Raw genomic sequence first — 12,915 nt, 5'->3', positions numbered from 1 at the left:
TCACCGTAGCGGAGCGGCTCAACGTGCTAGTACCCAGGGAGTCTGATCATGAACCTCCTCCCAGCGATGGCCACGGGCCTGTTGCTCACGTTGGGCTTGTGCCGCCCAACGCAGGTCAGCGCCGAGGACTGGCAACTGGCCGCGAACGAGGACGGCATCCAGGTCTACCTGAGCAGCGTGCCGGGCACTCCCTATCAGCGCTTTCGTGGCGTAGCGCTGATCAAGGCCAGCGTGGCCACCCTCAGCGACCTGCAGGAAAACCTTCGGGTCGCCTGCAAATGGCTGTACGCCTGCGCAGACATGCGCCTGTTGAAAGTCGAAGGCGATGACACCTGGGTCTACCTCACCACCGCCCTGCCATGGCCGGCCAATACCCGCGACATCGTACTCAAGGTACACACTGAGCGTACCGACGACGGCGCAGTCATACGCCACCTCAGCGCCGTGCCTGGCATGGTGCCTGGCGTACCGGGCCAGACCCGTGTGCGCAAGCTGAGTGGCCTATGGCAAATGGTGCCCAAAAGCGATAGTGAAACGCAGGTGACCTACCAACTGCAGGCCGACCCTGCGGGGGATATTCCTTCATGGCTGGCCAATCAGTTCGTCATCGACGCCCCGATGATTACCCTCAGAACATTGCGCGCTGTCGCCGAACGGCAAGGCCTCCACCCGGCCTCGACCGACAGCAGCGAACCTCGCAACTGAACACCGCCGGCCTATAGCCAGTACTTCGGATAACTGGAACGGCTACGGGCGTTGTTCAAGCACCAGGCAACGGCAACGATCACGATTGAGCCGGCCAATACCGGTGTGAGCAGAAAACTGAAAGGCGCACCGGCCGCCAACACCACCAATGGATTCCCGCCTGCCGGTGCATGCAATGTGCGCGTGTGTTGCATCGCTACCAGCGCCAGGCCCACGGCCAGCGCACCGGCCCACCACGAATTCCCCAACGTGTGCAGTACCAGCAACCCGACCAGTGTCGATACCAGGTGCCCACCGATGATGCTGCGCGGCTGGGCCAAGGGTGACTCCGGCAACCCGAAGGCGAGTACACAGCTTGCACCAAAGGACGCCATCAACCAGGGAGCTCCAGACACATGGCTAAGCCAGCCTGTGGCACCAATCGCGATAACCGCACCAATGAATGACAACAGGCTGAAATGCAGCGAAGGCGCGGGGGGCGCACTCGATTTGAGGATGGGGCCGATGGGCATCGTAGCAACTCCAGAAAGGCTTGAGATCGCGCAAAAGATACCGATCGGTATACATGCATGTCAACCGATCGGTGTACACTACGCCCAGCACCCTGGAGGCCAGAACACATGAGCACATACCAGACCATCACCGAGTCGGCCTTGCGCTTGTTTTACCGCCAGGGCTACCACGCCTCCGGCGTAGAACAACTGAGCCAGGTGGCCGGGGTCACCAAGAAAACGCTGTATCGGCATTTTCCGAGCAAAGAACACTTGATCGAGGCCGCGCTACAGCTTCGCCATACCGAATTCATAGCGCAGATGAAGGCAGCGGTAGAGGCTACGCCTGGCCCGCTGCGACCACTGGCCTACATCGATTTCATTGCCGCTTGGGCACAAGGGCCAGACTTTTGTGGCTGTGCCTTTATCAACGCTGCTGCTGAATACAGTGACCAGCACGAAACACCTCACCAACTGGCAAAGCAGCATAAGCAACAGGTGCTCGCCTACCTGGAAACGATCTGTACCGAGGCACAGCTCAAGCAACCGTCTGTGGCTGCGATGCAGCTTTTCGTGATCGGTGAGGGGCTGATCGTCACGTGCCAGGTCAATGGGGCTTCGACGGCATTCATCGAGGCTGCACGAGAGATGGTTGCGGGGATGCAAATGCCTGCCAATCCTCTATGAAACGCGCCATAAGCTAGAGGGGCTTTTCAGGTCTTCCATGTGCGAGTACGTTGCCAAGCCTGCTACAGATGCGGTTATTCGAGGTTTGCCAGCCCATGGAACACAAGACCCTACGCGACGCTTTTGCCGGCCTGACCGTATTTTTTGCGGTGGCGCGGGACCGGAGCTTCACCAAGGCAGCCGCACGCCTGGGCCTGTCCCAGACCGCCGTCAGCCACGCCGTGCGTACGCTGGAGACGCGCCTGGGTGTGCAGTTGCTGTCACGCAATACCCGCACCGTGACCCCAACCGAAGCCGGTGAGCAGTTGTTGCAGACTGTTGCGCCGCAAATGGAACAGATCGACGCCGAGCTCGAAGCGCTGAATGATCTGCGCGACAGCCCGACCGGCACCCTGCGCATCACCGCCTCGGACCACGCGGTTCATACCGTGCTGATGGGTAAGCTGAAGCGCTTCCTGCCCAAGTACCCCGGTATCAAGGTGGAGGTATTCACCGACAACGGGCTGGTGGATATCGTCGCCGAGCGCTTCGATGCCGGCGTGCGGCTCGGTGAGTCCCTGGACCAGGACATGATCGCCGTGCGCATCGGCCCCGACGCACGTTTCGCTGCGGTGGCAACCAGAAGCTATCTTTCCCGACACCCCGCACCTGAACAGCCTGAGGACCTGATGCACCATAACTGCATCAATATCCGCCTGCCTACCCATGGCAACCTGTGGCCCTGGGAGTTCGAGAAGGACGGCCGCCGGTTGAACATCCGGGTCGACGGTCAGTTGATCTTCAACACGACCTTCGACTGCCTGGACGCCGCCATTGCCGGACTGGGCGTGGCGTATCTGCCGGAAGAACTGGCCGAGCCCTACCTGCGCTCCGGGCACCTGGTGCGACTGCTGGATGACTGGTGCCCGATGTGGCCCGGCTTGCACCTGTACTATCCCAGCCGACGGCAACCCACTGGCGCCATGTCTCTATTGATCGCGGCACTGCGTCTGGAGTGAAGCGTCCCACCCTGCCGGTTTGATTAATCAATTTCTTGCATAGGTACATGCGCTTTATGCGGGTTACCCGCTAGTCGAGCAGCACCTAGAGTAGGCAACTTCGTCCCCTTGGGGACTTGTCGCATACGAAGGAGAGCACTCATCGCTGGATGGGGGCTGGCCTCACGCACAAGTGCCTTCAAAGCCTTGCCCTTGCAGGAACACCATGAAAACCCTACCCACCTCGCTCGCCAACGTCCAACCCGAGGGCACCGCAGCCTGGGGCGCTGTACTGGCGATGGCGCTCGCCGCCTTCGCCTTGGTCGCCTCCGAGTTCATGCCGGTCAGCCTGCTGACGCCAATCGCCACTGAACTTCGGGTCAGCGAGGGCCAGGCCGGCCAGGCCATCGCCGTTTCCGGCGCGTTCGCCTTGCTGACCAGCTTGTGCATCGCCTCGTTGGCCGGACACCTCGACCGCAAGCGTGTGCTGGCCTCACTGGCGCTGTTGATGATCCTGTCCGGTACCGTCATTGCCTTCGCCCCCAATTACCTGACCTTCATTCTCGGCAGAGCGCTGATCGGCGTGGCCATTGGCGGTTTCTGGTCCATGTCCGCCGCCACAGCCATGCGCCTGGTGCCGGCGCCGCAGGTACCCAAGGCGCTGGCGATCCTCAATGGCGGCAACGCACTGGCTACCGTCGTCGCCGCACCGCTGGGCAGTTTTCTCGGCGCCATCATTGGCTGGCGCATGGCCTTCTTCGCAGTGGTGCCGGTCGCCGCTATCGCACTGTGCTGGAAGCTGCTGAGCCTGCCGACGTTGAAAGCCGAACGCACCCAATACCGCGCCAGCCCCTTCAGCCTGCTCAAGCGTACCCCCGTGGCGCTGGGCATGGCCGCATCGAGTCTGTTTTTCATGGGGCAGTTCTCGTTGTACACCTACCTGCGTCCGTTCCTGGAAAGCGTTACTCAGGTCGATGCCGCCACCCTGTCACTGTTGCTGTTGGTGGTCGGTGTTGCCGGGTTCATCGGTACCGCGCTGATCGGCAGCTTTCTCAAGAACGACGTGTATCGCCCCCTGGCCCTGATTAGCGTCGTCATGGCGGCAATCGCACTGGCGCTTACCCTTCTGGGCAGTTCACTGATGAGCACCGCCCTGTTGCTTGGCATCTGGGGCCTGATGGGTACGGCAGCGCCGGTGGGCTGGTGGACCTGGCTAGCCAGGAGCCTGCCCCACGACGCCGAAGCCGGTGGAGGTTTGTTGGTTGCGGTGGTGCAGATGGCGATCATGCTCGGGGCGACGCTGGGCGGCCTGCTGTTCGATGCACTGGGCTACCGCGCCACCTTCGAGATGAGCGCAGCGCTTCTGCTCTGCTCGGCACTGCTGACCGTGCTGACTGCGAGGGCCGAACAGCACGCGCCCAATTGACCATTGCGGCCGAATCACGCTCGAATCCGCCCTGGCCCGATTACACTGAACGTTAAACCTTGCATGGTATTGATCAATGGCCAAGGAGCATTACAGCCAATTGCTGTCACTGATTGCAGTGGCACGTGAGCGCAGTTTCACCCGCGCCGCCGCGCAATTAGGCATGTCCCAATCAATGCTCAGCTACACCATCCGCGCGATGGAAACGCGCTTGGGCGTGCGCCTGCTCACACGCACCACCCGCAGCGTTTCAGTAACCGAAGCCGGCGAACGCCTGCTCAAAGCTGTAGCGCCCAGGATCGAACACATCGAGGCGCAGTTGCGCGCAGTGGCTGAATTGGGCGACACGCCAAGCGGCACATTGCGCTTCACCGCCAGTGACCACGCCATCGACACCCTGCTCTGGCCAAAGCTGGCCACACTGTTACACCGCTATCCGCGCATTCAGTTCGAGATGCACTCGGACTATGCACTTGTCGACATCGTCGAGGGCCGCTACGACTTCGGCGTGCGACTGGGTGACGAGCTGACCAAGGACATCTGCGCGGTGCGTATCGGGCCGGATTTTCGCCTGGCGATCATCGCCGCGCCCAGCTATCTCGCCGAGCACCCGATGCCCACGCGCCCCGAGCAGTTGATGGCCCACGCGTGTATCAACCTGCGCCTGGCAACCCACGGCAACCTGTATGCCTGGGAACTCAAGAACGGCGCACACGCGCTGAATGTGCGGGTCGAGGGCCGGCTGACCTTCAACGGCATCTACCAAGTGCTCAACGCAGCGCTGGACGGCCATGGCCTGGCGTACGTACCCGAAGACCTGGCCCGCCCACACCTGGCGTCGGGCCGGGCAGTGCCGGTGCTCGAAGAATGGTGGCGCAGCTTTCCCGGCTATCACCTCTACTACGCCGCCCAGCGGGAGACCTCACGGGCCATGCAGGTCGTGATCGACGCCTTGCGCCTGGTGGACTGATTGCCTTCAGACGCACTACGGCATAGCCCGTTTTATCAAGCTCATCGCTAGGTCTTAGCAATACCCTGCGGGCATCGCCGGGCCGACCTTGTGCTAGCGTCTTTGGATGACGTGCGCCTGGCGTATTGCTCCCACGAGAAAACCGAGACACCAACCGACTGATTGCAGGTGAGCCATGGAGCTTCGAATCAACCAACAGACCTACCAGGTCGATGCCGACGCGGACACACCACTGCTGTGGGTCATCCGGGACGACCTGGGGCTGACCGGAACCAAGTACGGCTGCGGCCTGGCACAGTGCGGCGCGTGCTCGGTGATGGTCGACGGCAACGTGCTGCGCGCCTGCGTCACCCCCATTGCGGGCGTCGTCGGGCGCGATATCACTACCATAGAAGCCATCGAAGCCGATGCGGTGGGCAAACGGGTGGTCGCCGCCTGGGTCAAGCATCAGGTCGCCCAGTGCGGCTATTGCCAGTCCGGACAAGTCATGGCGGCCACCGCCCTGCTCAAGCACACGCCCCATCCGACCGACGCAGAGATCGCGGCGGCAATGACCAACCTGTGTCGTTGCGGGACCTACAACGCCATCCAGGCCGCCGTGCATGAAGTAGCGGCCGATCAGGAGAACAGCTGATGAACGACAGCATCTTCAGCAGCCCCGACGGACAGCCATACCCGCTCGGAGAACCGGTGAATATTTCCCGACGCCGGTTTCTCCTTGCGTCCGCAGGGACCGCCGCAGGCGCGTTGGTGCTCGGCTTCGGCCTGCCAATCAGCCTTACCCGAGCCCAAGCCGCCGCAAGTGGCGGTCAGGCGGCGGGCACACAGGTCCCGGCGTTCCTGGAAATCCGCCCGGACAGCACTGTTCGCCTGCTCAGCCCCTTCATGGAGGGCGGGCAAGGCACCTTCACCGCCATGGCACAAATCGTCGGCGAGGAGCTGGATGCCGACCCTGCGACCTTCCTGGTCGACAGCGCCCCGCCCGGCGAACAATACGTGGTCATGGACAACGGCATGCGCATCACTGGCGGCAGCATGTCGGTACGTACCAGCTACCCAACCATGCGCCGCCTCGGTGCCCTGGCCCGGGCCATGCTCCTGCAGGCGGGCGCTGAACGCCTGGAGGTGCCGGTCGGCGAACTGACCACCGAACCCGGTCGCGTAGTCCATGCCGCCTCGGGCCGTGTCCTGAGCTATGGCGAACTGGCCGAACGCGCCATGGACCTGCCGGTGCCTGATCCTGCCCATGTGCAACTGCGTGATCCGAGCCAGTTCCGCTGGATCGGCAAGCCGGTGCAGCGGGTCGATGGTTACGACAAGTCCACCGGAAAAGCCGTCTACACCATCGATGTCAAACTCGACGGCATGCTGCACGCAGCCGTGCAGCATGCGCCGCGCCTGGGCATGACCGTGGGCGCCTTGCGCAACGAAGCGCAGGTAAAGGCCATGAAGGGCGTGCATTCGGTTCATCGCCTGCCTGGCGCAGTCGCCGTGGTTGCCGAGCGCTGGTGGCATGCCAAGCGCGCCGTGGAAGCCGTGCAGGTGGAGTGGCAGGAAGCTGGCAAAGACTCGCCGCTGCGCCCGATGCCTGCTGACTTCTCCAGTGACGCCTTTCGTGAGCGACTGGCCGGTGAGCCGGGCCCAGGCCGCGATGCGGAGAACGAGGGCAACTTCAGCGCGGCGTTCGCCTCGGCGCCAACCAAGGTCGAGGCCACCTACCACAACCAGTACCTGAACCACGCGCAGCTTGAGCCGCCCTCGGCCCTGGCACGCTTCAACACCGATGGCACGCTTGAGCTGTGGTTGCCCAACCAGGCACCCGACATGTTCCGCGCCGACATTGCCAAGCGTACCGGCCTGGACCCGTCACAGATCACCCTGCACTCGCCCCTACTGGGTGGTTTCTTCGGCCGTCACTTCCTCTACGACAGCGCCAACCCCTACCCACAGGCGATCCTGCTGGCCAAGGCAGTCGGGCGCCCAGTCAAACTGATCTGGAGCCGCGAGGAGGAGTTTCTGCGCGATGTCCTGCGCCCCATGGCGGTGGTCAAGTTCCGCGCGGCACTGGACGCCGAGGGCCTGCCCGTAGCGCTTGAAGCCGTGAGCGCGACCGAAGGCCCAACCGAAGCAATTGCCGGAAAACAGGGCGAAAAACTCGACCCCTCGGCACTCGAGGGGCTGACGGGCAAGTCGTACGCCATCACCCACAAGCGCATCGCCCAGGTGTACGTCAAAGGCCCGGCAATGCTGGGCTACTGGCGCTCGGTGGGCAACTCGATGAATGACTTCTTCTACGAAGCGTTCCTCGACGAACTGGCCGACCACGGCAAAAAGGACCCCTTTGAGCTGCGCTTGCACCTGCTGCGCGGCAACGACCGCCTGACCCATCTCCTGAAGGCGGTCGCCGAGCTGTCGGGTGGCTGGAAACGCGGCCCGTTCACCGCCGAAGATGGTTCGCGCCGGGCACGGGGCGTGGCCATGGCCTCGCCGTTCGGCTCGGAGGCGGCGGTGATTGCCGAGGTGTCCATCGAACAGGGCCAGGTAAAAGTCCACGATATCTGGCAAGCGATTGATCCGGGCAGCATCGTCAACCCGGCCATCATCGAGGCTCAGGTCAATGGCGCCGTAGCGCTGGGATTGTCTCAGGCCCTCGTGGAGGAAGCGGTGTATGCCAACGGCCAGCCACGTGCACGCAACTACAACCTCTACCCTATCCTGCCACCGCAGCGCATGGCGCGGGTGCATGTACGCATCATCGAGAGCGGCGCGAAGATGGGCGGGATTGGCGAACCGCCGTTGCCGGCAGTCGCACCGGCGGTGGCCAACGCGGTGGCGCGGCTGACTGGCCAGCGCATCCGTAGCATGCCGTTGTCCAGGTACACCTTCGGCTAGGCAGGCCTGGAGCCGCGAGGCCGATGAACATCGAGCCTCAGGCTCAACCTGTGACGCCGCAGTGCTCACTGAGGAGATTCCATGGAAAGCATTGACCTGCTCGTTCTTCGCACCGCCCGGGATTGGCTCGCTGCCGGCGAGCGCTGCCTGCTGGCGACAGTGGTCCGCACCTGGGGCTCGTCGCCAAGACCGGTAGGCTCGATGATGGTGCTGCGCCACGACGGACGCGTCGTGGGCAGCGTCTCCGGTGGATGCATCGAGGATGACCTGATTCACCATTACAGTAGTGCCTACGAAGGGCCCGGCTTGCCGGAGGGTGCACCGCAGCTTGTTCGTTACGGGGTGAGCACCGACGAAGCACACCGCTTCGGCCTGCCCTGTGGCGGCACGTTGGAGATCGTCCTCGAATTCGCACCGTGCCAGCAGGCGCTGGAACAGCTTCTGGCGCGACTTGATGAAGGCATGCTGATGCGTCGCCACCTGAACCTGGCGACCGGCGAGGTCGCACTCGAAGCAACCACCACACCAGATCCGTTCAGCTTCGACGGTCAGCGCATCAGCAACCCACTCGGCCCGGGTTACCGCATGCTGCTGATTGGCGCCGGCGCACTGGCTGAATATGTGGCGATCATGGCCCAGTTCAATGGCTTCAAGGTCTCGGTATGCGACCCCAGGCCCGAGTACATGAACACCTGGACGGTTACCGGCGTCGATACGGTGGTCGGAATGCCCGACGACGTCGTCCGGGCCTTCGCACCCGACGTGCGTACCTGCATCATTGCCCTGAGCCATGACCCGAAACTGGACGACCTGGCCTTGCTCGAAGCCCTGCACGGCCCGGCGTTCTACATTGGAGCCATTGGTTCCCGGCGCAACAGCCAGAACCGCCGAGAGCGGCTGATCGAGCATTTCGGTGAGACCGAAGCGTCGCTCAGGCGCTTGCATGGGCCGATCGGCATTTACATCGGCAGCAAGACCCCGGCGGAAATCGCGGTCAGTGTCATGGCCGAAGTGCTTGCCGCCAAGAACAATGTCGCGCTGCCGGGCGAGCTGTCCGTGGACCGGGCCAAGCGTACGAGGGAGCAACACGACAGGTGTAATCAGCAGCCTCATGGCTCGCAGGGCGGCTGTGTCGCGCTGGTACTGGCAGCGGGCCGCGCCGAGCGCTTTGGCAGCGACAAGCGAAAAGCCCGACTGCGTTCGGGGCAATCACTACTGGCGGCAACCCTGGCGCGTGCGCGGGAGGTGTTCGACGACGTTCGGGTGGTGCTACGTCCAGGTGACGTCCCCGAACAGTTGGCAATCGACCTCCAGGTCGACATCGTGTGGGCGGCGCATGCCGATGACGGGATGGGGGCCAGTCTCGCGGCGGGCGTACGCGCACTTGAGCATTCAGGGGCAAAGGCCGTGGCGGTTCTGCTCGGTGACATGCCATGGATCGACGCGCAGACGCTTAAGCAACTGCGCACGTTGTCCAGCACCGACCATATCGTCCTGCCCTTCCATCAAGGACAGCGGGGGCATCCCGTGGTGTTTGGTCGGCGCTTCTGGCCAGCGCTTGCTCATCTGCAAGGCGATCAGGGCGGCAGGCAGGTCATCCTCGACAATGCTGATGCCTGTATTCCGGTAGAGGTTGAAGATTCAGGTGTCCTGCTGGATATCGACTCACCCACAGACATCCTCAGCGATCAGCACATGGAGCGGGTAGCCGCGGCCAGTGCCAAACAAATCCAGATGCGCTACAACAATACATAGAACTTCAGGGCCTGACAGGAAGCAAACGTGGATGAAACACAAACGCTGCGTCGTCAGGCTGGTTCGATTCGCATCCGCTTCGCTCGTCATCACAGCCCCCAACGCAGTCGCAGAGGATCTCGAACCCAGGTCTTACGCCAATACGCCGGTCGGTATCAATTTCCTGCTGATGGGCTACAGCGATCTCCATGGCAGCGTGACGGCCAACCCCTCAGTTCCGCTCCAGGATGCCAAGCTCAACATCAAGACAGTCGTGTTTGCCTTTGCCAGGTCCCTCGACGTCTGGGGCCGCTCGGGGAAGTTCGACATCGTCGTGCCTGAGGCAAAACTGAGCGGCTCTGCCCTGTTCAACGGTGAACCCAAGGAGCGCAATGTCACGGGTTTGATCGATCCAAGATTGCGCTTCTCGGTGAACCTGTATGGCGCCCCGGCGATGTCCCTGGCTGAATTCCCCCGCTATCAACAAGATGTCATTATCGGCGCCAGCCTGGCGATCACAGCGCCTCTGGGGCAATACGACGCGAACAAACTGGTGAACCTGGGCAACAACCGCTGGTCGTTCAAACCCGAGCTTGGGATTTCCAAACGCCTGGAACCAGTGACCCTGGAGTTATCCGGCGCGGGTACCTTTTACACCGACAATAACGAGTTCCTCGGCGACCACACGCTGTCACAGAACCCGATCTACCAAGTACAAGGGCATCTCATCTATGCCTTTAGCAATGGTGTTTGGGCGTCGCTGGATACAACCTATTTCGCGGGCGGAAGTAGCTCAGTCGATGGGGTCGGCAACCATGACTTTCAGGAAAATACACGCTACGGATGCACCCTTACGCTGCCATTGAACCGCAACCATTCGCTAAAGCTGAACGCGAGTAATGGCGGGCATACCCGTACGGGCAGCGAATACGATGCCATTGGCATCGTCTGGCAGTACCGCTTCGGCGGAGGGCTCTGACCCCCAGGACATGCGCTGCATCGCCTTCATGGGGTCGCCTGGCATGTGTCTCCTCAATCAGGGACAACTCAGTCAAAATCGAGCGTCACCTGAGCTGATTCGACGGATAAAGGCCGGCAAGCCGCGCGATGACAACACCCACGTAAAAGACGCCTGAAAATTGTTCGACCATCACCAGTGAGCGGGCGTGGTCGGTCAACGGGATAACATCACCATAGCCAGTGGTCGTGAGCGTCGTGAGGCTGAAATAGATCAGCTTGAAGAACGAGCCGGGCTGCATGAAGTCGAGTTGGCCGGGGCCGAAGGAACCCGCGCTGGATACCTCGACCAGGCCATAGACGAAGGACCAGACGAAGGCCAGCATGATGTAACCTGCAAGCGCACCATGCAGCTTGTCGGCTGTAATGGGCCCGCGCTTGAGAATGTAGCGGAGCACGCCGCTAAACGAGACGGCAAGCGACGCCGCATAACATACGGCGGCAAAGACAAGAGTCGCGACACTCTCCGCCCACAACGCCGTCCATTGAAGGCCAACCCCCAGCAACGCCAGGCCCAGCTTGAGGATCAACCCCCGCCGAGTCTGCCGAGTGGCAGAGGCGCCCACCAGCAGCACGATTGAAAACAGAATGCCGAGCAACGTGCGGGCCAGTATCCCCTCCTCGAGAAAAGGAAACAGGAGGATCAATCCGAGCAACAGCAACAACAGGTAGGTGCAGGGGCCCCGCCCTATTACCATCTGGGCCAGATCCTCTTCGGATTCGGTTTTGTCTTGCAGATTTGCCATACCGGTATCCCATAGACGGAAATAACACTAGCGACCTGACATTGCAGGGTTGAAACCGGACCTGGCTTTAGAAGGGTCGGCAGTGGAATTCTAGTCGCGAATGCCGGTGAGAGCGCATCGCTGATCGGTCGCAGGACAGATGACGTTGCAACACACTCAGTAAATTTCCACGACTGCCTGCTTAAGGCTAAAGTGGTTTACTGATATGACTCTGAGGGCTATTGCGTATGTCCGATGCAAGCGAGTTCGTTAATGACAGTGAGGTGTACAGAACCTTGCTGGAGTCGACCAAGGCGATTCCTTGGAAGATTGATTGGACCTCGATGAAATTCGCCTATATCGGCCCTCAGATCGAAGCGTTGCTGGGCTGGAGCCCTGAAAGTTGGGTGAGCGTGGAAGACTGGGCTATGCGCATGCATCCAGAAGATCGCGAATATGTGGTGAATTTCTGCGTAACACAATCCCAGGCTGGCGTGGACCATGAGGCGGACTACCGAGCGCTGACCAAGGACAACGGCTATGTGTGGATTCGCGACGTTGTGCACGTGGTGCGCAATGACAGAGGCGAGGTCGAAGCACTGATCGGCTTCATGTTTGACATCAGCGAACGCAAGAAGACCGAGGACCAACTGCTGAGCTTGCAGAAAGAGCTAGAGGTGCTTTCGTTCAAGGACGGTTTGACGAGTATCGCCAACCGCCGCCGCTTCGATAGCTGCTTCGAGTTGGAGTGGGAACGCGCGCGCCGCGAGCGCCAGCCACTGTCTCTGCTGTTGTTTGACGTCGATTTTTTCAAGCAGTACAACGATTTGTACGGCCATATTCAAGGCGACAAATGTTTGATAGCGATTGCACAGACGCTGAGTTTGGCGTTGGATGGCCCTCGCGATCTTGTGGCTCGCTACGGAGGCGAAGAGTTTGTCGTGCTGCTGCCCGAAGCCAATGCCGAGGTGGCGCGTAGAGTTGCTGAGCGCTGCCAGCGGTTGATTCAGAAGCAGTCCATCGTGCATGCGCTATCGCCGCATGGTCACCGCGTCACGGTCAGCATAGGCGCGGGCTCGGTGGTGCCAGGTGAGTGGGAAAAGCCTACAGACTTCATCAACGCCGTAGACCAGCAGCTATATGCGGCTAAAAACAATGGACGGAACCGCATTGAATATGTGCAATTGGAGGGGGTGGCGTACTGGTCTGCAGTTGACAGTGCAGAAGAGCAAACAACTACCGGTCATTCATAGAGAACCTGCAAGCGTCTGCTAAGGGTCGATAGCACTCA

12 protein-coding genes and 1 pseudogene are annotated in these 12,915 nt (G+C 61.4%); 11 read left to right on the top strand and 2 right to left on the bottom strand.

Annotated features, from left to right (window positions below; translation table 11 throughout):
• The first annotated feature begins 66 nt into the window (after positions 1–66).
• Positions 67–705: an START domain-containing protein gene (locus AB7M23_RS17250; RefSeq protein ID WP_454242190.1), complete on the top strand. Its 639-nt coding sequence runs from the start codon at positions 67–69 to the stop codon at positions 703–705.
• An 11-nt stretch (positions 706–716) separates the two neighbouring features.
• Here AB7M23_RS17250 and AB7M23_RS17245 read toward each other — a convergent pair whose 3' ends face one another.
• Positions 717–1,217 (bottom strand): HPP family protein, encoded by a 501-nt coding sequence (locus AB7M23_RS17245; protein WP_099774643.1) that lies wholly within the window; start codon positions 1,215–1,217, stop codon positions 717–719.
• Positions 1,218–1,325: 108 nt separating this feature from the next.
• Here AB7M23_RS17245 and AB7M23_RS17240 point away from each other — a divergent pair, with 108 nt between their 5' ends.
• The 9 genes and pseudogenes from AB7M23_RS17240 (at position 1,326) to AB7M23_RS17200 (ending at position 10,861) form a co-directional block, all read left to right on the top strand.
• Entirely contained in the window at positions 1,326–1,883 is a 558-nt protein-coding gene (locus AB7M23_RS17240; protein ID WP_454241467.1) for a TetR/AcrR family transcriptional regulator, read from the top strand.
• Between the two features lie 95 nt (positions 1,884–1,978).
• A complete protein-coding gene (locus AB7M23_RS17235) occupies positions 1,979–2,881 on the top strand; it encodes a LysR family transcriptional regulator (RefSeq protein WP_454241466.1) in 903 nt (300 codons plus the stop codon).
• Positions 2,882–3,086: 205 nt separating this feature from the next.
• Positions 3,087–4,286 carry an MFS transporter gene (locus tag AB7M23_RS17230; RefSeq protein WP_454241465.1) on the top strand — a complete coding sequence of 400 codons (1,200 nt, stop codon included), beginning with the start codon at positions 3,087–3,089 and terminating at the stop codon, positions 4,284–4,286.
• A 76-nt stretch (positions 4,287–4,362) separates the two neighbouring features.
• The gene (locus AB7M23_RS17225; protein WP_454241464.1) at positions 4,363–5,256 is read left to right on the top strand and encodes a LysR family transcriptional regulator; all 894 of its coding nucleotides are present in this window, start codon (positions 4,363–4,365) and stop codon (positions 5,254–5,256) included.
• A 175-nt stretch (positions 5,257–5,431) separates the two neighbouring features.
• Positions 5,432–5,890 carry a (2Fe-2S)-binding protein gene (locus AB7M23_RS17220; protein ID WP_099774632.1) on the top strand — a complete coding sequence of 153 codons (459 nt, stop codon included), beginning with the start codon at positions 5,432–5,434 and terminating at the stop codon, positions 5,888–5,890.
• A complete protein-coding gene (locus AB7M23_RS17215) occupies positions 5,890–8,148 on the top strand; it encodes a molybdopterin cofactor-binding domain-containing protein (RefSeq protein WP_454241463.1) in 2,259 nt (752 codons plus the stop codon). The genes AB7M23_RS17220 and AB7M23_RS17215 overlap by 1 nt, the downstream gene beginning before the upstream one ends.
• An 81-nt stretch (positions 8,149–8,229) precedes the next feature.
• Positions 8,230–9,231 (top strand): annotated as a pseudogene (locus AB7M23_RS17210) (XdhC family protein); the annotation flags it as partial.
• On the top strand, positions 9,205–9,903 hold the full coding sequence (locus AB7M23_RS17205) for a nucleotidyltransferase family protein (protein WP_454242189.1): 699 nt from the start codon (positions 9,205–9,207) through the stop codon (positions 9,901–9,903). The pseudogene AB7M23_RS17210 and the gene AB7M23_RS17205, both read left to right, overlap by 27 nt.
• 31 nt (positions 9,904–9,934) lie before the next feature.
• Positions 9,935–10,861: a transporter gene (locus AB7M23_RS17200; RefSeq protein ID WP_454241462.1), complete on the top strand. Its 927-nt coding sequence runs from the start codon at positions 9,935–9,937 to the stop codon at positions 10,859–10,861.
• Positions 10,862–10,946: 85 nt separating this feature from the next.
• Here the strand turns inward: AB7M23_RS17200 and AB7M23_RS17195 are convergent, their stop codons facing one another.
• Positions 10,947–11,645 carry an ion channel gene (locus AB7M23_RS17195; protein ID WP_454241461.1) on the bottom strand — a complete coding sequence of 233 codons (699 nt, stop codon included), beginning with the start codon at positions 11,643–11,645 and terminating at the stop codon, positions 10,947–10,949.
• Positions 11,646–11,872: 227 nt separating this feature from the next.
• On the opposite strand from AB7M23_RS17195, the gene AB7M23_RS17190 reads away from it, so the two are divergent.
• Entirely contained in the window at positions 11,873–12,877 is a 1,005-nt protein-coding gene (locus tag AB7M23_RS17190; RefSeq protein WP_454241460.1) for a diguanylate cyclase domain-containing protein, read from the top strand.
• The last annotated feature ends 38 nt before the right edge of the window (positions 12,878–12,915 follow it).

It is taken from the genome of Pseudomonas sp. HLS-6 TE3448 (genome assembly GCF_053629555.1).
This window is presented reverse-complemented; position numbering and strand designations above follow the sequence as displayed.

What these genes read in the sequence shown, in the direction of transcription:
- AB7M23_RS17250 (WP_454242190.1), top strand. Translation starts at nt 67, where the DNA reads ATGGCCACGGGCCTGTTGCTCACGTTGGGCTTGTGCCGCCCAACGCAG.
- AB7M23_RS17245 (WP_099774643.1), bottom strand. Translation starts at nt 1,217, where the DNA reads ATGCCCATCGGCCCCATCCTCAAATCGAGTGCGCCCCCCGCGCCTTCG.
- AB7M23_RS17240 (WP_454241467.1), top strand. Translation starts at nt 1,326, where the DNA reads ATGAGCACATACCAGACCATCACCGAGTCGGCCTTGCGCTTGTTTTAC.
- AB7M23_RS17235 (WP_454241466.1), top strand. Translation starts at nt 1,979, where the DNA reads ATGGAACACAAGACCCTACGCGACGCTTTTGCCGGCCTGACCGTATTT.
- AB7M23_RS17230 (WP_454241465.1), top strand. Translation starts at nt 3,087, where the DNA reads ATGAAAACCCTACCCACCTCGCTCGCCAACGTCCAACCCGAGGGCACC.
- AB7M23_RS17225 (WP_454241464.1), top strand. Translation starts at nt 4,363, where the DNA reads ATGGCCAAGGAGCATTACAGCCAATTGCTGTCACTGATTGCAGTGGCA.
- AB7M23_RS17220 (WP_099774632.1), top strand. Translation starts at nt 5,432, where the DNA reads ATGGAGCTTCGAATCAACCAACAGACCTACCAGGTCGATGCCGACGCG.
- AB7M23_RS17215 (WP_454241463.1), top strand. Translation starts at nt 5,890, where the DNA reads ATGAACGACAGCATCTTCAGCAGCCCCGACGGACAGCCATACCCGCTC.
- AB7M23_RS17200 (WP_454241462.1), top strand. Translation starts at nt 9,935, where the DNA reads ATGAAACACAAACGCTGCGTCGTCAGGCTGGTTCGATTCGCATCCGCT.
- AB7M23_RS17195 (WP_454241461.1), bottom strand. Translation starts at nt 11,645, where the DNA reads ATGGCAAATCTGCAAGACAAAACCGAATCCGAAGAGGATCTGGCCCAG.
- AB7M23_RS17190 (WP_454241460.1), top strand. Translation starts at nt 11,873, where the DNA reads ATGTCCGATGCAAGCGAGTTCGTTAATGACAGTGAGGTGTACAGAACC.